Genomic DNA, 20,535 nt, shown 5'->3' with positions numbered 1-20,535 from the left:
AGATCGCTAGGGGGCGTTGTTGGTCTTGGGCTTGCGGCTGCGCGACTTGTATTCCGATTTTTTCTTCAGCCCCAGCGATTGGATGGCGTCCGAGTCTGGCCCGTACTGGCTCAGGACAGCGGCTTTTACGCTGAGCATGGCCTCGTGCAGATCCCACTGGGCATCCATATGGGCGCTCTGGGCGGCGACCTTGGCATTGTCGGCAAGCACATCCTTATCGGAGGCCTCGCGCAGCTTGGCGTACAGCAGGTTCAGCTTCTCGATGCTGATGCTGGGGTTGTTGGGCGCGTAGTCGTCCAGCGCCCGCAGGGCCACAAGCGCAGCAAGGTCGGCCTCAAGCACATCGCTTGCCAGAAAGCGTGTTGGTCGTTTTGCCATGGGTTGACGCTCCTTTTTGGTAGTGGATGGTTTTGGGGTGCCGCAGACACGTGTCGGTACGATGCCGGTGTCAGTTGCGAGCATCATAAAAGGTTTTATAAGAGGAGTCTAGTAGGCATTTGTCATAATGAATGGCTCGCAAAGGTTGGATTGGAAAATAAGACGCAAGTACTAGTTTGCCGCGTATCTTTTCTCAAAGGCGTTTATGCAGCGTGATTCCTTTGTGCGTGGAATAGGGCTGTGGCGACAATGGCTCTGCTGCCAGCACGGCATAGGTGGCGTGGTGATTTGGCACCAATCGCCACATGCATAGGTTCTTGCAGGGGCGGCACAGGCTCTTGCAGAGGCGGCACAGGCTCTTGCAGGGGCGGCATAGGCTCTTGCAGGGGCGGCATAGGCTCTTGCAGGGGCGGCATAGGCTCTTGCAGGGGCGGCATAGGCTCTTGCAGGGGCGGCACAGGCTCTTGCAGGGGCGGCACAGGCTCTTGCAGGGGCGGCATAGGCTCTTGCAGGGGCGGCATAGGCTCTTGCAGGGGTGCGCCAAGGGGGAGTGCATCCTGCTGTTAATCAGCACATGGATATATAGACCACGATCAAAAATGTGGTGTCATATATCCATGTGCTGAGCATCTGGCGAGCAGCTAGGGTGCCGAGTGCTCGATGACATAGTGGATAGCATCGGCCAGATTGCCCGACGTCCAGATCCCATCAAGCCGGATGTCTTTTTCCACCAGAGCCATCGCCATGGTGCTGCTGATGCCGGTGAGCATCACATGCGCGCCCAGTAGTGCGATGGTGTGGATGATCTTCAGCAGCTGATCGCTCACCTCGGGGGCGATCTCGGTTGCGCCAGTGAGGTCAATGATTACATGGTTTGCGCGCTGCTGATAGACGCTGCCTAGGATGTTGGCCTGGATCTTCTCGGCGCGCGGCATGTCGATGTGGCCAACCAGCGGCACAATCACCGCGCTGTGGCCGATTGGGATGATCGGCATCTCGAGCTGCTGCACCAGGGCCAGTGCGCGCTCTAGCTCGGCATTCTTGAGCTGCATGTCATCATTGTTATGCTGCAGCTCCTGCTCGCGTTCGGCCAGCAGTGCCTGGCGCTGCTGCGCTGCCGCCGACTGTTTGCGAGCTTCGTCGCGCCCGCGCTCTAGGGTGTAGATCAGCAGCCAGATAAATAGCAACGTGGCGACCAGGTAGACCACCGCCAGATTAGTGCCGCGCACCGATGGGACATAACCGCTGGACATCAGCGCCACGGCCAGCACCACCGTGCTGGCGGCAAAGATCGCCGCTGCCCGCGAGTGGATGGTGATGCCTACGATGAGCGTGGGGATGAGCAGCAGCATCGTGCTGGGCTTTTCTAGCACCTCGGTGCGCGGCACGGCGAAGAAGATCACCAGCAGCAGCGGGATGGCCAGCAGCAGTGACCCCGTGTGGATTTTGCCATAGTGCGCCAGTGCGAAGACGATGGGCAGGCAAGCCAGCATCGCGAAGATGCCAGCGTTTATGCTCTGGCGCATCGGCGAGTTTGGGTCGACCATGATGAAAATGGTGATCAGGCCGATGGCGCTGATCAGCACCATGCTCTTGAGCAGGATGCCGCGCACGAAACGATCGGCGTCGGTAGTGCGGATAGTGAAGATAGCTGCAAGCATAGTGTTTGTGACGTGTTGCGGAAAGCCGCATTGACCATATATCTGATTGGCGTAGGCCCCGTTTTATTGTAGCGCAAAATGATCGGGTGCTGGCGGGGCGCTGGGCAAGCTAGACAGTGGCATTTTGCAGCACATAGCGTATTGCACTGGAGAGGTTGCCCGAGGTCCAGATATGGTCAAAGCTGATCTCGTTATCGATCAAGCTGGCAGCGATCTCGGCGCTGATGCCGGTGAGCAGCGCCTCGGCTCCCAGTAGCGAGATGCCCTGCACTAGCCGCTGGAACTGGCGGATGATCTCGCTGTCGAACTGGGCTAGGCCAGTGAGGTCGATCAGCACAAACCGGGCGTTGTGGGTGTGGATGCTGTAGAGCACGTTGCGCTGGATGGCGTCGAGGCGTCGATTATCGAGGTAGCCGACAATTGGAACCACCACCGCGCCAGCGATCAGCGGGATGACCGGCACCTCTAGCTGCTGCACGAGGTTCAGCGCGTGTTCGAGCTGATCATTTTTCTGCTGCATCTGCTGGTTGGTGGCCTGCAGGTCGCGCTCGCTGGCCTGCAGCAGATCTTTGCTCTGCTGGATGGTGGCGGCCTGGGCGCGCGCGCTGTCGCGGCCACGCTCCATGGTGAAGATGATCAGCCAGATGAAGATCATGGTCATCACCAGCAGCACGAGGGCGATGATGCTGAACGAGGTGAAGGGGATATTACCGGCGATCAGCAGCGCGGCGGTGATCAGCAGCGTGATGCCCGAGAAGATCGCGGCGGCTCTGGCGTGCACGGTCAGGCCGATGATCATCATGGGGAAGAACAGCGTCACCATGGTGGGGCGTTCGAGCAGCTGATTGTGCGGCAGGGTGATAAAGATGCTGAGCATCAGTGGGATGGCGAGCGCCATTGCGCCCAAGCTCACGCGCCCCACGTGGGCCAGCACAAACACCGCCACCGAGATCAGCAGCATGGCAATGTCGCCGATTAGGATCTTTTGGGCGATCTGCTGGCCGAGGATGGTGATCGTGAATGAGCTGAGGATGGCTAGCCCAAAGATGATCGTGATACATTTGAGCAGAAGGCCACGGGACCGCTGATCGGGATCGCTGGATCGGATGCCGAAGATGGTGCTGAGCATGGTACCTTCCCTTTGCTATCTTCAAAGCTGGCACTGTGGGGTGCGCCTGTGCGATTCTCTCTTCATTTTAGCGCAAAAGGAGGTGAATTTATAGGGATGTGGGCGCATGCTGCTGGATGTGCCTGCATTGCGCATCCCATCGATAGGGCGGTGTTTCTGCCGTTGCCCAGCCTGTGCTTGCGCAACGCCACCGCCCGCGCAGAAGCTTGCGCGGGCGGTGGCGTTGTGTATGCGATCAGCAGTAGTGCGGTTGTGTCGCTAGACTGTGCGCACGTGCAGCTGCGGGATACGTGCGGCGAAGGTGAGCACGAACTCCTCGATGATCGTGCGCAGCGGCCCCTCGGGCGTGTTCTCGATGCAGATGGCGCAGTCTTCCTCGATGTGGCGGATGGTGGCCGGGATGCCATACTCGTGGAAGCACTCGTAGATATGGTCGCTGGCTTGCTGCTGGGCGGCGATCACGCCGGGCAGCTCGGCGAGGAACTGGGCGCGCGGCAGCTTGGCAATAGCGTGGTAGGGCTGCCAGAACTGTGTGATCGCGCGATCCAGCCCTGGCACCGCCTCGCACGCGGCGATCAGCGGGTAGGTGACAATGCCCAGGTCAAGGTCGCGGTTTTCGCCCTCGTTCTCGCGCGCCTCGATGATGTTGATCACATCGTCCACGTCTTGGAAGATGCGGGCAAATGCATCTACGACGGCGGGCGAAAGCTGGGGGCCATCGGCCATGCTGAGCGCCCCGTTGAGGACATATTCGATCGCAGGCGAGACCTGGGCATAGCGGTTGTCGAGCCACTGGTTGAAAAGCGTGTGATGCGGATAGCGGTTGTGCATCTCCCACAGCTCACGCGATCCTAGCTCGCTTACGAGCTGATGAAGGGCTGGCAGCAGCTGCGGCTCGTGCCGCGATGTCTCGTGGGTTGCTATCGATAGCAACGTGACGCTGAAGGGAGTTGCGCTCTCCTCGCCAAATCGCTGGGTAAAGGTTGGTCTGCTGGATCGCATAGGCGTGCGATCCACGGTATCATCCATGATGGCGCAGAGCTCCATCATCAGCATAATATATGGCAGATAGCGGTGGTGACGCTCATTTATTCCTGTATAGGCATCGGCGATGCCCAGATACATGAGCGGAAGGAGCATAAATGAGGGCTGGGGATTCTCTTTTACCGCATAGGCGTAGAATGGCTCGAACGTGTCGGGGATCGAAATATCATTCAGGGTCGCTCGTGCCATTAGCAGTGGCGGTAGATACTGGCTTTTGGTTCTGTGAAAGAATCCCTGGAACTGCTGGGGGAATGTAAGCGTCGTCATTGGAGACCTCCACCATTAGACAGCTACTTGCCGTAGGACATGGCGTACTCCGTCGGAAAGGTTGGCTGATGTCCAGACGTCAGCGAAGTCGATTCCGAGTGTGGTCATAGTGATTGCGGTATCCGCCCGAATGCCAGTCAGAAGTACCTCCGTTCCGAGCAGATGGATACATTTGATGATATGGTTGAGACGGCTGATGACACCAGTGTCAATGATCGCAATGCCGGTCAGGTCGATCAGCACGAAGCGTGCATGGCTCTGATAGACGGTTGCGAGCACCATCTCGCGTATATGTTCGATCCGCCGCGTATCGAGATGCCCGACCAGCGGGACGATCAGGCTTTCGTCGGTGAGCGGGATGATCGGCGTTTCAAGCTGGTTGACCAGCTCTAGCACATGCTCAAGGTCGGCGTTCTTCTTCTGCATCTGCTGGTTGGTGGCCTGGAGATCGTCTTCGCGGGCGAGGATGACATTCTGCGCTGCTTGAAGATCGTGGGCCTGCTTGCGGGCTTGGTTTCGGCCCCGCTCAAGGGTGAAGAGCACGAGCCATAAAAACGTTGTGGTGATAGTAAGCAGCAAGATAGCAAGCAAGCTCCAAGAATTTTGTGGGATATAGCTCACGAGCAGAAGTATCCCAAGCACAATGACCGTGAGGCTACCAAAAAGCGCTGATGCGGTAGCATCTATCGTCAGTCCAACAATCAGAATGGGAAAGAGGAAGATCAGAATAATCGGGCTATAGATCAGGTTCTCATTTGGCACAACGATACAGGTGATGGCCAAGAAGGTGATAGCGAGGATAATGGCCCCTACGTTGATGCGCCCAAGATGCGCCAGCCCAAAGACAATACATGCCGCGATCGAGCCGACCAGCGTGCCCCAAAAGATTGCGCTTTGCGGGTTCTGGATGGCAACCAAGAGCATATCGAGCAGCGAGCCGAGACCAAGAATCAGCGTGATGCCCTTGAGTAGCATGCCGCGAAAGTACTGATCGGGGTCCGATGTGCGTATAGCGAAGAGTGTGCGTAACACGGCAACATCCTTATATTCTAGCTGCCCATGGGGAACGGGCATGAAAAAAGACACGATGAGCTATGGTGTGTGTGAAACCTATCGTGGTTTGGATGTTGGGTTATGGTTTCATTGCTACCCTTTTATTTCTATGATGTTGAACGTACGGCGATAACGATTTCGGTGATGAAATTATTTGGGCACGTGAATCTGCATACGTGAATAAACCGCCATGGTTTACTTCGCATGTCTATTAGTTCGTGGCACATAGAATTGGTAAGGGAGAGTATAACATATTCTGCCCAGACTGAAAATGAGAAATTGTGATGATAGAGCATAATCTTCTTGGCTGATATCCGCAGATTCTTCTGTAATTTGAAGATAATTGTGAATAGAATAACGATTCCATGTCATAACGCCGGTCGGGATGATGGAACAGTGGGCCACCAGACGTAGCCCACCACCACGATGTAGCAGGAGGCGCGATGGAGGATGGTTGTTGGGGGCTTTCGCCAGCATCATGCGGGGTGGCGCATGCCCCGCGCTTGGTGTGGTATGAGGCTAGTGCGCAGGCCAGCTATGCCATCCACGAGGCCGAGCTGGATGCAGGCGGCGCAGTGGTGGGCCACGCGCTTGCGCCGCTGTCGCCGCAGTTTGCCAGCGTGGCCGAGCTGCGCGCTTACCTTGAGTGGCTGCTGCTCACCGGGCTGGACTGCATGGCGCAGGGTGATGATGGGTATATGGTGGGGCGTGATGGGATCCGCAGCTGGCTGGATGCGCTGGATCAGCCGATAATCAGGCTGGCGGAGCCGCCTGGGGCAGGCTAGTCGGCCCCGCGCCCGGGCTGGGTGGGGCTATCGCGCCGCGCAGCGGGCAGCAGCCCGCCCAGCCCGTTGAGGATGACCAGCACGATGGCGGTGCTCGCCACCGCGATCAGGTAGCGGTCGAGCGCCACGGCGATGCCGATGGCCGCCGTGACCCAGATCGAGGCGGCGGTCGTCAGGTTCTTCACCTTGTCGCTCTCGCGCGAGACGAAGATCAGCCCGGCGCAGAGGAAGCTGATGCCGGTGACCACGGCATCGATGGTGGCAAGCGGCTCGATCTGGATGCGGAAGTTGCCCGGCCCGCCTGCGGGGGCCAGCGGCTGCGAGGCCAGGGTGAACAGGCTGTTGAATGAGACGAACATCGCCGCGCCCAGCGCCACCAGCATGTGGGTACGCACCCCGGCGGCCTTGCCGGTCTGCTCACGCTCAAAGCCGATCACGCCGCCCAGCGCCACGGCGCACAGCAGCCGCCCCATGATCCATAGCTCTAGCTCCATGTCCCTGCTCCTTCCTGTGCCGGGTGTCGCACGGCTGTGTGCGCGCCCGCATGCCCTGCGCTGCATGTGGCAAGCCGCGTACCAGCGGCCATAGCTACGGCACGCCACCTGCTAGGAGGGTGGCAGTGGCCTGATCGAGCGAGAGGAGAAAGCACCATGGAGCAGTTTACCCTTACAAGCACCGCATTTGCGGATGGCGACAGCATCCCGAGCGAGCACACCTGCGACGGCATGGATCAGTCGCCGCCGCTGGCGTGGGCAGGAGCGCCGGATGGCACGCAGAGCTTCGTGCTGATCATGGATGACCCCGACGCGCCGAGCGGCAGCTTTACGCACTGGGTGCTGTTCGACATCCCCGCGACGGCGACTGCGCTGGACGGCGCGCAGCCCGCCGTGGGCGTGGCCGCGATCAACAGCTACCAGGAGCCAGGGTATCGCGGCCCGTGCCCGCCGCATGGCGACCACGCGCATGTCTACCAGTTCACGCTCTACGCGCTGGATGTGCCGCTGCTGGCCCTGAGCCAGCGCGCGACCCGCCGCGAGGTGGATGGCGCGATGGATGGGCACATCATCGGGCGGGCGCAGCTGCGCGGGAGCTACGCCCGCCACGAGCGCCAGGCCGAGGCGTAGGGTGCGGTGGCCCCGGCGACTTGCGCACAGCACATAAAAGCGCGGGGCGGGCATAGTGCCCGCCCCGCGCTTTTATGTGGCCTAGATGGCGTCGTCATAGCCGGTGTGCGACTCGTGGATGGCCTTCTGCACGTCGTCGCCGCCGATGCGCTTGGTGACGCCGGTGGCTGGCTCGGGGGTCGCGCCCTGCGTGGCGATGGCCGGGCGGCGGTGCGAGGTCTCCTCGCCGAGCAGGCCGCTCTGCTTGATGTAGCCGCTGATCTTATCGCGGTTCTGCCAGGCCCACAGGCCGCCAGCTGCGGCCAAGGCCCAGAGGGCGCTTGTCTGCTTGGGTACCACTGCCATTGCTTTCCTCCTGCGTGTTATACCTTGCTCTCTACCGCATATGCTATGCAACATGCATGCCATGGCTTGGGGGGTGTGCGCTATGACCACTAGGGTTCGGCAAGAGAGGTTGGGGCGCATGAGCGGTCTATCGCGTGTCCCTCATGCATGATGGCGGTAGGGGCTGTTCAATGGGTGGATGCCCTGTGCGGGCCGCGCGTCGGGGCTAGCCTCTGGAACCCCCGCGAGGGGGCATAACCCCTCAACAGGTGTCACTTTTCCCGTCGGCGCTGGGCATTTTTTCCTTCAGCGATGGCATTGGTCGATGTTTGGTGGGTGGATGCCCTGCGCGGGCAGCGCCTAGGGGCCAGCCCCTAGGAACCCCGCGAGGGGGCGTTGCCCCCTTCGAAACCCCCAATTTGTAGCATTCCTATGCCGAAATCAGGCATCTGGTGTTCGTGCATATGGCCAGTGTGCACGAGCGGCACCTTCGCCGCATGGGCCGGGTGGATGAGATTCTTGACCTCATGCGTGGTGTATGGTCTGGCACGTGGTTTTGCACCGTATGGGCGGGGTGGGATGAAGAGCTTTCCATTCTTGATCGCTCTTCTCTATTCCCCTTGGAGCCGTTGAGTCTTGGTGGTAAAAATGATCAGCCGATTAAGAACGCATAGGCGCTGCCGCAAGACTGGCCGATGGATAGCGCGGGCCGGTGGTGTGGTATGATGTAGCGCAGAGGGATAGATTTACCGATAGCTAGGGAGCTTTCATGTACCGCACGCACACCTGCGGCGAGCTTCGACCAGAGCACGCCGGGCAGGAGACACAGCTGGCGGGCTGGGTCCACCGACGCCGCGACCACGGCCCGCTGATCTTTATCGATCTTCGCGATCGCTACGGCCTCACGCAGGTCGTCTTCGACTCCACCACCGCGCCCGAGGCCCACGCGATCGCCTCGCAGGCCCGGTCGGAGTATGTGCTGCAGATCACGGGGCTGGTGCGCAACCGCCCGGTGGAGGCCCACAACCCCAACCTCGCCACCGGCGAGATCGAGGTGGTGGCCAGCGCCGTGCAGGTGCTGAACGCCGCGAAGACCACCCCTATCTATATTGCCAAGGAGGGCGGCGAGGAAGAGGCCCTGCGGCTGAAGTACCGCTACCTCGACCTGCGGCGCGAGCGGCTGCAGCGCAACATCATCCTGCGCCACCGCGTGGTGAAGTTCGTGCGCGACTTCCTCGACAACGAGGGCTTCGTGGAGATCGAGACGCCGATCTTGATCAAATCCACCCCCGAGGGCGCGCGCGACTACCTGGTGCCCAGCCGCGTGCACCCCGGCGAGTTCTACGCGCTGCCGCAGTCGCCCCAGCAGCTCAAGCAGCTGCTGATGGTGGCGGGCTACGACAAGTACTTTCAGATCGCCCGCTGCTTCCGCGACGAGGATCTGCGCGCCGACCGCCAGCCCGAGTTCACGCAGCTGGATATGGAGATGTCGTTCATCGAGCAGGATGACATCATGGCGCTGATCGAGCGGCTGTTCACCGAGCTGTGCGCGGCGGTGGTTCCCCACAAGCGCGTGCTGGCCTCGCCCTGGCCGCGCCTGACCTACGCCGAGGCCATGGAGAAGTACGGCTCGGACAAGCCCGACATCCGCTACGGCCTGGAGTTTGTGAACCTGACCGATGTGGTGGCGGGCAGCCAGTTTGCGCTGTTCCGCGACGCGGCGGCGGGCGGGCAGCAGGTGAAGGGCATCCGCGTGCCGGGCATCGGCGGGTACTCGCGCAAGCAGATCGACGAGGTGGTGGAGGTGGCCAAGCAGGCTGGCGCGAAGGGCCTGCTGTGGGCCTCGCTGCAGCAGGGCACCGCCCCCGAGCAGGTGCGCTCGTCGTTTGGCAAGCAGGTGACGCCGGAGGAGATGGCGGCGATCATCGCAGCCATGGGCGGCAAGCTGGATGACCTGCTGCTGATCGTGGTGGACACGCCCAAAGCCGTGGCCGCGTCGCTGGACAAGCTGCGCCGCGAGATGGCCGCGCGCCTGGGCTTCGCCGACCAGAACGTGCTGGGCTGGGCCTGGGTCACCGACTTCCCGCTGGTGGAGTGGAACGAAGATGAGCAGCGCTGGGATGCGGTGCACCACCCGTTCACCGCGCCGAAGGATGAGGATCTGCCGCTGATGGACAGCGACCCCGGCAAGGCCCGCGCCAAGGCCTACGACATGATCCTGAACGGCTACGAGGCGGGCGGCGGCTCCATCCGTATCTTCCGCCGCGACGTGCAGCAGAAGCTGTTCGACCTGCTGGGCATCAGCCGCGAGACGGCCTACGAGCAGTTTGGCCACATGCTAGAGGCGTTCGAGTACGGCGCGCCGCCCCACGGCGGCATCGCGCCCGGCATCGACCGCATCGTGATGCTGCTGGCCGACGAGCCGACCATCCGCGAGGTGATCGCCTTCCCCAAAACGCAGCAGGCCACCGACCTGATGACCGCCGCGCCCTCGCCGGTGGACGAGCGGCAGCTGCGCGACCTGCACATCCAGCTGCGCCCCGGGGTGGCGCCGGAGCCGATGCGCACGCTGGAGCCTCCGCAGGAGGCCTAGCGCTCACCGTGCCAAAGCGCGAGGCGGCGGGAGGGGAAACATCCCCTCCCGCCGCCTTGTGTTTTGCCGCCGCGCTAGTTCTGGATGAGCGGCAGCAGCACGATGCTCTGCGCGATGTCGGCGGGCACGTCAAGCGGCGTGATGCCAGTCTCGGTGAGCGGGCGCACGGGGGCGCTGGCCGCGATGGTGAAGCGCGCGCTGGCCGTGGTGATGGTTCGGGCCTGCGCGCCGCTGCTGGCCACGCTGGCCACCAGGGTGTAGCTGCCGGCCTCGGCGCTGTCTGTGGCCAGCACGACGATGGCGTAGCCCTCGGCGTTGGTGACAATGGTGGCGAGCAGCACGCCGTTCAGCGTGATGCGGACGCTGGTGTTGGGCGGGAAGCTGGTGAGGTAGAACACGAAGTAGCTGCCCGGCGCTCCGGTGCTGTAGTTTGCCTCGACGCCCGATGCGCTGGGGTTGGGCGTCGAGGTGGGCGCTGGCGTGGGCCAGCTGCATGGGTCGGTGCGCTGCACCCCAGCGCGGGCGACGAGTGGTGTAGGCGAGCTGGTGGTGGTGCTTGTGGGCGTGGATGTCGGCGTGCTGGTGGCGGTGTTGGTGGGCGTGGATGTCGGCGTGGCGCTAGGCCAGCACGGCGTGGCCGTGGGCGGCTCCGGCGTGGGCGAGGCGCATGGCGCGGCGCTCGTATGTGCCGCGCGGGCGGCTATCTGCATGGGCGTAGATGTTGGCGCGCTGGTGGCGGTGTTGGTGGGCGTGGATGTCGGCGTGCTGGTGGGCATGCTCGTGGCGGTGTTGGTGGGCGTGGATGTCGGCGTGCTAGTGGGCCAGCACGGCGTGGCCGTGGGCAGCTGCGGCGTGGGCGAGGGGCACGGCTCGGCGCGGGTGTTTGCGGCGCGGACAATCTGCGTGGGTGTGAACGTGGGCGTGGGAGTATTCGGCATCGCGGTGAACGTGGGCGTGTTTGTGATCGGCGGCGCGGTGGCCGTGAGCGTGGGCGTGGTTGTCGGCGTGGTTGTTGGCCAGCACGGCGTGGCCGTGGGCGTGGGTGGTGTCGGGCACGGGATGGAGATCGGCGTCGTTGGGATGACCGTGGCCGTGGGCGTCCGTGTCATGGTTGGGGTTTTGGTGAGCGTGGGCGTACCGGGTGTGGGCGAGAGTGTCGGGGTGAAGGTGGGTACGGTGGTGGGGATGGCGGTGAGCGTGGGTGTGACCGTGACCACGCATGGCGTAGGCGTTGCCTCGACCCTCGGGAAGCCGCCTAGGCCGCTGGCCTGGCCCTGCGCTGTGCGCAGCGCCAGGGCGGGCAGCAGAAGCGAGATCAGGATGAGGGATGTCAGCCAGAGCCGGAATTGCATCAGCTGTTCCTTTCTTATGCGCTTAAGAGCGGTATAGGGGAAGGCCACTAGTTGGGTTTGATGGTGTCGGTTGTTTGGCCTTGCATGCGCCTGTGAGGTTATATCATGATCTCTTTTCTGCAAAAAACGTACTAAAGTATGATCCTAGAAACAAATGCTTCAACACAATTTGATGATCGTGTATCGCTGATGCTAAATAGCCCCGCAGGTGTTCTCCTGCGGGGCCGTTTTGGCTTTTCTACATCCGGCTGCGTGCGTGCACCAATCCGATAGCGCTGTGCTCCTAGAACGGGTTCCAGCCATCCGAGCCGGAGAGGTACTTCTGCGGGGTGTAGTTGGCGGCCTGCGCGTCGCTCATCTGCGGGCGGTTGCTATTTTTGGTCGCGCCCGCGCCGGTGTTCTTGTACTCGAAGAAGCGGGCGTTCTTCCACGAGTTGCCCGACATGTCGATCCAGGGCTGGGCGGTGGCGATGGTGGCCGAGAGCGAGGACTCGCGGAAGAGCACCTGGGCGGTTGGGCCCCACGGGCGGCCAAGCTGGGTGGTGTTGTTGGTCGCGCCGGTGATGGTCGACTTGTAGATCAGGAAGCCGTAGGCCTGGCCAGACGGCGTCCTGGCGGCGGTGATCGGGCCGCCGGTGCTGCGCTTCTGGTAGATCTGGCAACCGCTGAACACCGCCGTGCCATCGCCGAAGATGAAGTCGACCGTGCCCTCGATGTAGGAGTTCACCACATAGGCGCGGGTGCCCGCGTTCACCAGCAGGGTGTCCTGGTTGCCCAGGAAGCGCACGTTATTGAAGATCTGGCGATCGGCCTTGAGGTGGGCGGCCACGGCCTGACTGCCCACGCCATAGTCGTTGGAGATCGTCAGGTTGGTGACGGTGGTGTTGGGCGCGTAGCTGAAAAGGGTGGCGCTGTTGAAGGTGCCGTAGTCGACCGCGCTGTGGTTGTTGACGATCACGGTCTGGCTGGCCGAGCTGCCCAGGCCCCTCAGGGTGATGTAGGGCTTGTTGGCGGGGATGGTGACGATCTCGCGGTAGGTTCCGGCCTTGATCGTGATGACCACCGCCGAGCTGTTGTTGGCGGGCACCGCGTTGATGGCGGCCTGCACGGTGCGGTAGGTGGCGCTGCCGTCGGCGGCTACGGTGAGCGTGGTGGCGGCGCTGGGTGCGGCGCGGCCCTGGGCCTGCGCTGGCGTTAGCCCTAGGCATGCCGCCAGCGCTGCCAGCGTGGCTAGGCGCGCCGCCCATGGTGCTGTGATGAACATGGCGTTGTCCTCTCTTTTTCCTGTTGCTGATAGCTCAGGGTGCGCTGATACGTCTTCTGCAGAGTGGTGAGATGTAGGGGTGAGTTTAGTGATCGTATCGAATGAATAGTATTAAATAGGGTGATATAGCGTATCTGTTTACTAAATATGCTCTATTTTATGTATGTTGCAATAGTAGTCAAGAAACGTCACGAGAACGTCACGAGGATAAGGATAAAAACGACATGTCGTATGCTAGAAAGTATTATTGAGTAAATAGGCCATATTATTATTCTGATAGGAGTTGTTTTTTATGGGAAATGTTCAACGATGGTGACGCGCATGCAGGCATTGCAGGCTCAGGGTAGGCAGATACACTTGCGCATCTCTAAGCGCACGAGGTGTTGAGGGTAAGCCTGAGGTTTAGACGGGATAGATATATTAAACAGTTTTTGTTCATTTATCAGCATGATAATATATTTTCTAGTGAATATAATATTGTGTAAAAACATGATGTGTGTAGTAATGTTTATGATGCAAAATAAAATATTTTAAGCGGTGTAATTTATTGATGTCATAATGAAAATGGATCTTGAAATATATTTGAATCGATGTATAATTATACATGGGTGTTAGATTAAATGTGCCACTTTAGTGCTAATGGCGTACTATATGGCAAAAAGGAGTGGATCAATGTCGAAATCTCTCAATGACACCCTTGTGCTGCACATTGCAACCTTGGCATTGCCGCGCGGTGCCTACCTGGCCACACCAAAGCTGGACCTGCATGCTACTGATTTCACGATTGCTGCACAGGTTCGTCTGGACAGCATCGCGAATCGCAACATCCTGCTGGGCAACTGGAGCAGTAACCAGAATGCCTGGCAGATGCTACTTGCAGTCAACAGCGGCGGCAAGCCTGCCCTGAATCTGCGCAAGGATTTCCCGACGACTGGCTCTATTCCCGATCAGGATCTTGTGGGCCTAGTCGGGACTCGCGAGGTACGTGCGCAGGAGTGGCATCATGTAGCTGCGACCTTTACCTGGGGCGATGACCGCAAGACCCCGGTTGCCATGCTCTATCTAGATGGCGAGTCGATGGGCAGGGCTACTCCTACCATTGACCGCAACGACCAGCGACTCGACAACCGCTATACGCTGAAGTCTAGTCCCAACGCCTACCTGATTGGGCGCAAGGAGGATACTAGCGATAACGACTCGTGGTTTGCAGGGCAGATCAATAATCTACGCATCTATACCTCGGCGTTGACAGGAGAGGATCTGCGCCAACTGCTGTAGGGGTATAAGGGTTCCTAGCCTTATCAGGTTATCCACAACACATCGCCGCGACCCATTTGTAACATGGGTCGCGGCGATGTGTTGTGGGTTGTGGCCGTAGATGAATGGTTGCCTTTGTATGCTTTGGAAGAAGTCTCGATACGACTTCGCGCTACTGCACTGCCGCTCAAAAGTTTGCCATGCTACACGAAATCATCGGGCCACAGGCGGATGTCGACACGGTCGCACCGCGCGGCCAGCGCGGCCAGCGTGGGGCCGGGCAGCGATGCCGCGCTGGCCGCGCTGGCCGCGCCACCACGTCGAGCTGGATGATCCGCTCGGTGCCTGCGGGCAGCGTGGCCATGCGCTCGGCGGGTAGCGCGGCGAGCAGCCACGCGATGTGGCGCTGGGCGTCGTTCGAGGCCACGTGGGCCGCGCTGGAAAGCTCCCACCAGCTGGTGTGGCTGGGCCTCACGGGCACATCTGTGCTTCGCAGGCTGTGTGGGCGCTCGAACGGCTGGCCCTGGTGGCACGTGTAGCTTGGCCCCACCCCCAGCAGCGCCGTGATCGCATCTGGCTCTAGCGCCGCGCTGGAGATGATCAGGGCGGCGTGGGTGGGCATGCCGCCGTGGTGGTAGATCTTCTCGCGTATGGGCTGGTAGATCGTGGTCTGGCCATCGCGGGTGCACTCGACGTAGGGCGTGCCGAGCCGCCGCTTGAGGCGGCGGTAGCGCTCGGCTAGCGCTGGGCGGTCGAGCGTGGCCATATACCAGCCGTCGGGCAGCGCCGCGTTGACGATGCGCTCGATGATGCGCTCGTGGGCGGGTGTGATCGGGCCATCGGTAGCGAGGCCCGCCTCATCCAGGGCGCGGGCCAGGGCCTGCTGAAGGGTGCTGTCCGCGAAGCGAAATGCCGGACCGTTATGTGGCATAGAGTAGTATCCTAACTATTCGCCCAGCTCATCGTAGGCGCGCACCCGCTCGGCGGGCAGCAGCGCCAGCGCGGTGTCCGCGCCCTCGGCCTGCGCGCCCTGGGCCAGCAGCGCGAGGATGTGTGCGATGTCCTCGGCGCTCTCGGCGACGAACCGATCCATGGTGCGCTGGCTGAGGTAGGGGTAGCGCCTGTCGAGCGGGCGCTGCGGGTCGGGGTGCTGGTAGAACTGGCGGATGAAGTCGAGCTGCCGATGCAGCGCCGCCGAGGGCACCAGCGGCACGTACATGGGCGGGTTGGGCGCGGGCACGATCACGCGCCAGAAGGCACACTGCGGGTGGTCGCGCACGTAGCGCTGGTCGAGGTCGTACCAGTCGCCCTTGAGTGCGCCCCAGGCGGCTGCACCGCCCTGCTGGAACAGGGCGGCGTTGGCCAGCTTGCTGGGCCGCGCGATCCGCCGCGACCACAGGCCGTCGCACAGCAGGTGGCAGAAGTAGCCTAGCAGGAAGCTGGCCTCGGCCCCCGCGCCGCGCCGCACATAGGCGCGGTAGAAGCGCATGTCGCGGATGGAGGCCTCGTCCTCGCCGCTGTGGGTTAGGAAGTGCGTCACCTCCTTGGGCGGGTCGTAGGCGCTGCCGTCGGCGCTGGGCACACCCGAGTCGGGGGCGAGGTTGCCGAAGCAGAAGGCGGCGGCGTCGATCTCGGGCAGGGCGGGCAGCAGCGCCTCGGCGATGCGCAGGTGGCAGATCCAGGTGCCCATGGCATTCCTCTCTAGCGTCAGGCAGATGCGGATACCATAGTACCGCGCCATCGAGCAGAGAATGAGCGTAGCCTGATGCGGCGGTTATGTGCGCATGGCTTGCTACAGCCGGATCAGCCCGGCCAGCGTAGGGGCGAAGCCGCACGAGCGGTAGAATCCATCCAGGTGCGGCTCGTAGTCCACGTGCAGCCAGTGCGCGCCGCGCTCGCGGGCGGCGTGGGCGGCGCGCAGCACCAGCGCGCGCCCCAGGCCGCGCCGCCGCCAGCTGGGCTGCACGGTGGGGTCCAGCAGGAAGGCGTGGACCCCGCCATCCCAGGCTATGTTGACGAAGCCGACCAGATCGGCTTGGGCGTAGGCGCAGATGTAGGCCAGGCTCCTGCGCAGGATGGGCTGGAAGTCGCGCTCGGCGTGATCGGGCCAGGATGCCGCGAACAGCGCGTTCAGCGCGGCGCTTTCCAGCGGTGGGCTGTTGCGGTAGTCGATCTCATCTGCGCCGAGCATGCTCCCCTCCCTAGTAGTTCAGCCGCACGTCGATCTCGCTGAAGCCGACCTTCTGGTACACCGCCTGCGCCGCCGTATCCGCCGCCGAGAGCCAGATCAGGTCGCCGCCGTGGGCGAAGTGGTGCCCGATCAGGAAGCTGCTGAGCGCCGCCGCCACGCCGCGCCGTCGCATCGCCGGGTGGGTGGCCACGCCCGCAAGCTCGGCGGTGCCGTCGATTGGCGAGATCGAGCCGACGCCCGCAGGCTCGCCGCCCAGCGCGGCCAGCGCCGACACGTTGCTGGCGCTGCGCAGCCGGTCGCGCAGGGCGATCACGTCCTCGGGGCTGACAGGCTTGTCGTCGTCGAAGCCCAGCCGGATGATCGTCAGGTAGGCGCGCAGGTCGGCCTCGGGCGAATCTTCGCCCAGGATGCGCACAGCTACCTCAGGCGTGTCGAAGGCCCGCCAGGTCTCGGCGGTGCAGACCATCACGGGGTGGCGGTAGACCACCTCCAGCCCCTCGCGGGCCAGCAGCTCGGGCAGCCCCGGCCATGGCAGCGCGTTGAACTCGAAGCGCAGCGTGCGCTGGCGTGCTACGAAGGCCTCGCGCAGCTGGGCCAGCGCGGCGGCGGTCTCCTCATCGGTGCCAAACGGGCCGATCGGCACGGCGTAGTTCAGCCAGATCATGGGGTCGCTGCGGTTGAGCAGGGCGCGGAAGGGGCCGATGTCGAAGACCTCGCGGCTGCGCTCGGCGTCGCGGCGGGCGTGCTCATCGCACTGGCGGGAAAGCTCGGTGGGGGAGAGGGTCACGGGTGTTCCTTGTCTCGGTGCTAGGGGGCGGATTATCCCAGCCGCCGCTGTCGGGCGGGCGGGCCACATCTGCTATACTACGGGCGAACGCCAGAAAGGATTGCGAGCGATGTCCAACGTCTACAACTTTAACGCCGGGCCGGCTATTCTGCCGCGCGCGGTGCTGGAGCAGGTCCAGGCCGAGCTGCTTGACTACCACGGGCGCGGCATGTCCATCGTTGAGATGAGCCACCGCGCGAAGGAATACGAGGCGATCAACGCCGAGGCCGAGTCGCGCCTGAAGGCGCTGCTGGGCGTGGGCGAGGGCTACCGCGTGCTGTTCATCCAGGGCGGCGCGAGCAGCCAGTTCGCGCTCATCCCGCTGAACTTCCTGCCCGCCGGAAAGACCGCCGACTACCTGGTGACCGGCACCTGGTCGGAGAAGGCCTACGAGGAGGCCAAGAAGGTCGGCGGGGCGCACGTGGCCGCCACCACCGCCGAGGGTGGCTTCCGCCGCATCCCCAGCGCGGGCGAGATCACTCTGAGCGACGACAGCGCCTATGTCCACTACACCACCAACGAGACCATCCACGGCGTGCAGTTCCCCAGCATCCCGGATGTGGGCGGGCGGCGGCTGGTGGCCGACATGTCCAGCGACATCCTCTCGGCCCCGCTTGATGCCAGCAAGTTCTCGCTGATCTACGCTGGCGCGCAGAAGAACCTCGGCCCGGCGGGCGTGACGGTGGTGGTGGTGCGCGAGGACTGGCTGGAGGAGGCCCCCAAGAGCCTGCCGACCATGTTCCGCTACGCGACCTTCGCCAAGAACGACTCGCTCTACAACACGCCGCCGGTGTTCGCGGTGTACGTGCTGAATCTGGTGCTGGGCTGGATCGCCGACCTGGGCGGCCTGGAGGCCGTGCGCCAGCGCAACGCCGCCAAGGCCCAGGCGGTGTACGACGCGATCGACAGCACGGGCGGGTTCTACCGCGGCCACGCCGAGAAGGCGTTCCGCTCGCCCATGAACATCGCGTTCCGCCTGCCCACGCCCGAGCTGGAGAAGGAGTTCCTGGCGGCGTCGGTGGCGGCGGGCATGGTGGGCCTGGCTGGGCATCGCTCGGTGGGCGGCATCCGCGCATCGCTCTACAACGCCATGGAGCTAGAGGGCGCGCAGGCTCTGGCCGCCCTAATGCTCGATTTCGCCGACAAGCACGGCTAGGCACCGCTGGCCACGCGCGGCCCCTGCGGCAGACGCCGCAGGGGCCGCGCTGCGTTTCCCCGCGCTACAGATCCTCCACCAGCTTGCGCATAAACACCCAGGCCCAGCGGCGCAGCACCAGCCCCGCCATCATGGAGCGGCGCACGCGCACCTGCTCGTAGCCCACGCGGCGGTAGAGCTGGATGGCCCCCTGGTTGGACGCGCTCACATACAGCGTCACGCTGCGCTTGCGCCGCAGCCGGGCCTCGTCCTCGGCGCGGGCCAGCAGCTGCTGGGCCACGCCGTGCCGCCGGTGCGTGCTCAGCACGGCCACATCGGTGATGTAGCCCTCGTCGCGGGCGATCTGGTGGTCGAGCAGCGAGAGCGTGAGGATGGAGCGGAATGCGCCCCACGGCCCCAGCACGCGGTGGAAGGCCATCTCGGCGGCGGTGGTGTCGTCGCCGCCCATCTCCCAGGTGCGCAGGGTGGTGGTGCCGATCACCTGGCCCTCGGCCACGGCCACCAGCATGCCGCGCAGCGCCCCGTGGCCCTGCCGCCGCCAGGCCTCGGCCAGCGCCTCGACACCGCGGTCGTGGCCGTGGCTGCCAAACGCTGCCCCGAATTTGTCGGCGAAGGCCTCGCGGTGGAGCTGGAGGATGGGGTAGATATCGGACATGTGGGCCGGGCGGATCTCGACGGTGAGCGGCGCGGGTGGTTGCGACTGCGTAAAAGCCATAGGCTAGGGGCGCTTTCTATTCGGCTGGCAGGCCAGCCCATATGGCCGCCATTCTACCTGACAGCTTGGGGGGCGTCAATCTCCTCGCTCGGCGGCTGTGGGGCCTATGCGTTCTTGTTCGGCAGAACGTTTTACCACCAAGACGCCAAGACACCAAGGAACACAAGATTCCATTTACCACGAAGACGCGATGGCACGAAGGCGAAGAGAAAGTGACGAGCGGTGGTGCGGCCAGCCTCATCCGATCGGTCGGATGGGCTGGCGATGATCACGCATTGCCGACATGGCCCCCGACCTGATGGCCGCAATGCCCCGCCCCTACGCCAATGATGACATTGCTGGCGTGGCATTGCCTATGTTGCCACCCGGCCCATGTCGCGAAGGCGCTACTTGTGCAAACTGGCCATATGCACGAACATCGGCCGCTACGGGGCGGTCGCGCGCTCCATCAGGGTCAGCGTGGCCAGCGCCTCGGCGTCGGTCGCGCCGCATGTCTCGGGGGACGGGCGGAAGCTGCCGCACACCGCCGGGCGCTCGGGCCGCCCGAACAGGCGGCAGCGGTTGTCCTCGCTCAGCTGGATGCAGCGCACCCCGGCTGGCTTGCCGTCCGGCATCCCTGGGATGGGCGAGGAGATCGAGGGCGCGATGCAGCACGCGCCACAGCCGATACGACATTCCATAGCGCTCTCCATGCGTGGCGCAGCCGATCACACGCCTGTGATCGGCGATCCTGCCCCAAAAGAAATAGTAGTTGGATGATAACAGAACGTGGCGGCTTTTTTCACATTGTTTCGGCTGGAAATTGGCATAATGTACGTGTGAGAACTTTCACGAATAGCGGAAGGTTCCACTCGTCAAGTGGCTGTGATGCGGGAGGTACAAGCAATGCCACGCAGGAAACGTGTCCATCCAATGTTGCGAATTGCGCGCGCATTCACCCAAGAGCAGCGCCCCGATCTTATCAGTGCCTCTATGCGGCTGCGGCAGCTGGATGGCCCCGCTGGCGGCCCGCGCTACGCTGTGAATATTGAGGGGTGCCTGGCGAAGGAGTGCCCTTTTGGCGTGTCGGCAGAGATGTCGGCCTCGGGGCGCTGCAGCGTGCGCTGCGAGCTGCGCAACACCTGCCGACTGCTGCTCACCCGCAGCGGCGAGATCGTGAGCGCCACCAACAGCAGCGAGCATTATTCCTAGGCGCGGCAGGCCAGCAACGGGCGTTGGGCGTAGGGCTTGCCAGGGCGCTCTGCGCTCTTTGCCCATGCGCTCGCCCATGGTGGCGCGGCAAAACCTCATCCTCTGGCCGCTCGACAACGGCTGAGCTTCTGCGGTACAATACCCAGTACTAGATAAATCTGACCAACGAAGTCCAGAATCTATGCCAGCGGCGGGCACCCCCGTTGGCCTCTTTGTCATGGAGCG

At 62.9% G+C, this 20,535-nt stretch carries 20 protein-coding genes and 1 pseudogene; 5 read left to right on the top strand and 16 right to left on the bottom strand.

The genetic code is table 11. From position 1 onward, the window contains the following. Positions 1–6 precede the first annotated feature (6 nt). The 6 genes and pseudogenes from F8S13_06235 to F8S13_06210 all read right to left on the bottom strand — a co-directional run bounded on the left by F8S13_06235 (position 7) and on the right by F8S13_06210 (position 5,553). Positions 7–378 (bottom strand): hypothetical protein, encoded by a 372-nt coding sequence (locus F8S13_06235; protein ID KAB8144468.1) that lies wholly within the window; start codon positions 376–378, stop codon positions 7–9. Positions 379–693: 315 nt separating this feature from the next. Beyond that, positions 694–915, bottom strand: a pseudogene (locus F8S13_06230) (hypothetical protein). A gap of 104 nt (positions 916–1,019) precedes the next feature. Then, positions 1,020–2,039 (bottom strand): STAS domain-containing protein, encoded by a 1,020-nt coding sequence (locus tag F8S13_06225; GenBank protein KAB8144467.1) that lies wholly within the window; start codon positions 2,037–2,039, stop codon positions 1,020–1,022. Positions 2,040–2,148: 109 nt separating this feature from the next. Next, on the bottom strand, positions 2,149–3,168 hold the full coding sequence (locus tag F8S13_06220) for an STAS domain-containing protein (GenBank protein ID KAB8144466.1): 1,020 nt from the start codon (positions 3,166–3,168) through the stop codon (positions 2,149–2,151). Between the two features lie 258 nt (positions 3,169–3,426). After that, entirely contained in the window at positions 3,427–4,479 is a 1,053-nt protein-coding gene (locus F8S13_06215) for a hypothetical protein (protein KAB8144465.1), read from the bottom strand. Between the two features lie 15 nt (positions 4,480–4,494). Then, positions 4,495–5,553: an STAS domain-containing protein gene (locus tag F8S13_06210; protein ID KAB8144464.1), complete on the bottom strand. Its 1,059-nt coding sequence runs from the start codon at positions 5,551–5,553 to the stop codon at positions 4,495–4,497. Positions 5,554–5,975: 422 nt separating this feature from the next. Here F8S13_06210 and F8S13_06205 point away from each other — a divergent pair, with 422 nt between their 5' ends. Beyond that, on the top strand, positions 5,976–6,317 hold the full coding sequence (locus tag F8S13_06205; protein ID KAB8144463.1) for a hypothetical protein: 342 nt from the start codon (positions 5,976–5,978) through the stop codon (positions 6,315–6,317). On the opposite strand, the gene F8S13_06200 is transcribed toward F8S13_06205, so the two are convergent. Then, on the bottom strand, positions 6,314–6,877 hold the full coding sequence (locus F8S13_06200; GenBank protein ID KAB8144462.1) for an MgtC/SapB family protein: 564 nt from the start codon (positions 6,875–6,877) through the stop codon (positions 6,314–6,316). The two genes, F8S13_06205 and F8S13_06200, sit on opposite strands and share 4 nt — an antisense overlap. 90 nt (positions 6,878–6,967) lie before the next feature. Here F8S13_06200 and F8S13_06195 point away from each other — a divergent pair, with 90 nt between their 5' ends. After that, positions 6,968–7,441: a YbhB/YbcL family Raf kinase inhibitor-like protein gene (locus tag F8S13_06195; protein KAB8144461.1), complete on the top strand. Its 474-nt coding sequence runs from the start codon at positions 6,968–6,970 to the stop codon at positions 7,439–7,441. 81 nt (positions 7,442–7,522) lie between these two features. On the opposite strand, the gene F8S13_06190 is transcribed toward F8S13_06195, so the two are convergent. Continuing rightward, on the bottom strand, positions 7,523–7,786 hold the full coding sequence (locus F8S13_06190; protein ID KAB8144460.1) for a hypothetical protein: 264 nt from the start codon (positions 7,784–7,786) through the stop codon (positions 7,523–7,525). A gap of 748 nt (positions 7,787–8,534) precedes the next feature. On the opposite strand from F8S13_06190, the gene aspS reads away from it, so the two are divergent. After that, positions 8,535–10,358, top strand: coding sequence for an aspartate--tRNA ligase (gene aspS / locus F8S13_06185; GenBank protein ID KAB8144459.1), 1,824 nt, complete (start codon positions 8,535–8,537; stop codon positions 10,356–10,358). Between the two features lie 74 nt (positions 10,359–10,432). Here the strand turns inward: aspS and F8S13_06180 are convergent, their stop codons facing one another. Then, positions 10,433–11,710 (bottom strand): hypothetical protein, encoded by a 1,278-nt coding sequence (locus F8S13_06180; GenBank protein ID KAB8144458.1) that lies wholly within the window; start codon positions 11,708–11,710, stop codon positions 10,433–10,435. 283 nt (positions 11,711–11,993) lie between these two features. Then, a complete protein-coding gene (locus F8S13_06175; protein KAB8144457.1) occupies positions 11,994–12,974 on the bottom strand; it encodes a pectin esterase in 981 nt (326 codons plus the stop codon). A 639-nt stretch (positions 12,975–13,613) separates the two neighbouring features. On the opposite strand from F8S13_06175, the gene F8S13_06170 reads away from it, so the two are divergent. Continuing rightward, a complete protein-coding gene (locus tag F8S13_06170; protein ID KAB8144456.1) occupies positions 13,614–14,252 on the top strand; it encodes a LamG domain-containing protein in 639 nt (212 codons plus the stop codon). Positions 14,253–14,418: 166 nt separating this feature from the next. Here F8S13_06170 and F8S13_06165 read toward each other — a convergent pair whose 3' ends face one another. Genes F8S13_06165 through F8S13_06150 form a run of 4 tightly spaced genes read right to left on the bottom strand, consistent with a single transcriptional unit; the run spans position 14,419 to position 17,278 of the window. Further along, positions 14,419–15,162 (bottom strand): DUF4279 domain-containing protein, encoded by a 744-nt coding sequence (locus F8S13_06165; protein KAB8144455.1) that lies wholly within the window; start codon positions 15,160–15,162, stop codon positions 14,419–14,421. A 15-nt stretch (positions 15,163–15,177) separates the two neighbouring features. Beyond that, entirely contained in the window at positions 15,178–15,972 is a 795-nt protein-coding gene (locus tag F8S13_06160; protein ID KAB8144454.1) for a zinc dependent phospholipase C family protein, read from the bottom strand. Between the two features lie 51 nt (positions 15,973–16,023). Then, positions 16,024–16,422, bottom strand: coding sequence for a GNAT family N-acetyltransferase (locus F8S13_06155; GenBank protein KAB8144453.1), 399 nt, complete (start codon positions 16,420–16,422; stop codon positions 16,024–16,026). Between the two features lie 10 nt (positions 16,423–16,432). After that, positions 16,433–17,278, bottom strand: coding sequence for a GNAT family N-acetyltransferase (locus F8S13_06150; protein ID KAB8144452.1), 846 nt, complete (start codon positions 17,276–17,278; stop codon positions 16,433–16,435). Between the two features lie 40 nt (positions 17,279–17,318). On the opposite strand from F8S13_06150, the gene serC reads away from it, so the two are divergent. Continuing rightward, positions 17,319–18,404 (top strand): 3-phosphoserine/phosphohydroxythreonine transaminase, encoded by a 1,086-nt coding sequence (serC, locus tag F8S13_06145; GenBank protein KAB8144451.1) that lies wholly within the window; start codon positions 17,319–17,321, stop codon positions 18,402–18,404. A gap of 64 nt (positions 18,405–18,468) precedes the next feature. Here serC and F8S13_06140 read toward each other — a convergent pair whose 3' ends face one another. Both F8S13_06140 and F8S13_06135 read right to left on the bottom strand, forming a co-directional pair. Then, positions 18,469–19,119 carry a GNAT family N-acetyltransferase gene (locus tag F8S13_06140; GenBank protein ID KAB8144450.1) on the bottom strand — a complete coding sequence of 217 codons (651 nt, stop codon included), beginning with the start codon at positions 19,117–19,119 and terminating at the stop codon, positions 18,469–18,471. 425 nt (positions 19,120–19,544) lie between these two features. Beyond that, on the bottom strand, positions 19,545–19,799 hold the full coding sequence (locus F8S13_06135; protein KAB8144449.1) for a YkgJ family cysteine cluster protein: 255 nt from the start codon (positions 19,797–19,799) through the stop codon (positions 19,545–19,547). Positions 19,800–20,535: the final 736 nt, after the last annotated feature.

Source organism: Chloroflexia bacterium SDU3-3, assembly GCA_009268125.1.
In the GTDB taxonomy this organism is placed as follows: Bacteria; Chloroflexota; Chloroflexia; order Chloroflexales; family Roseiflexaceae; genus SDU3-3.
This window is presented reverse-complemented; position numbering and strand designations above follow the sequence as displayed.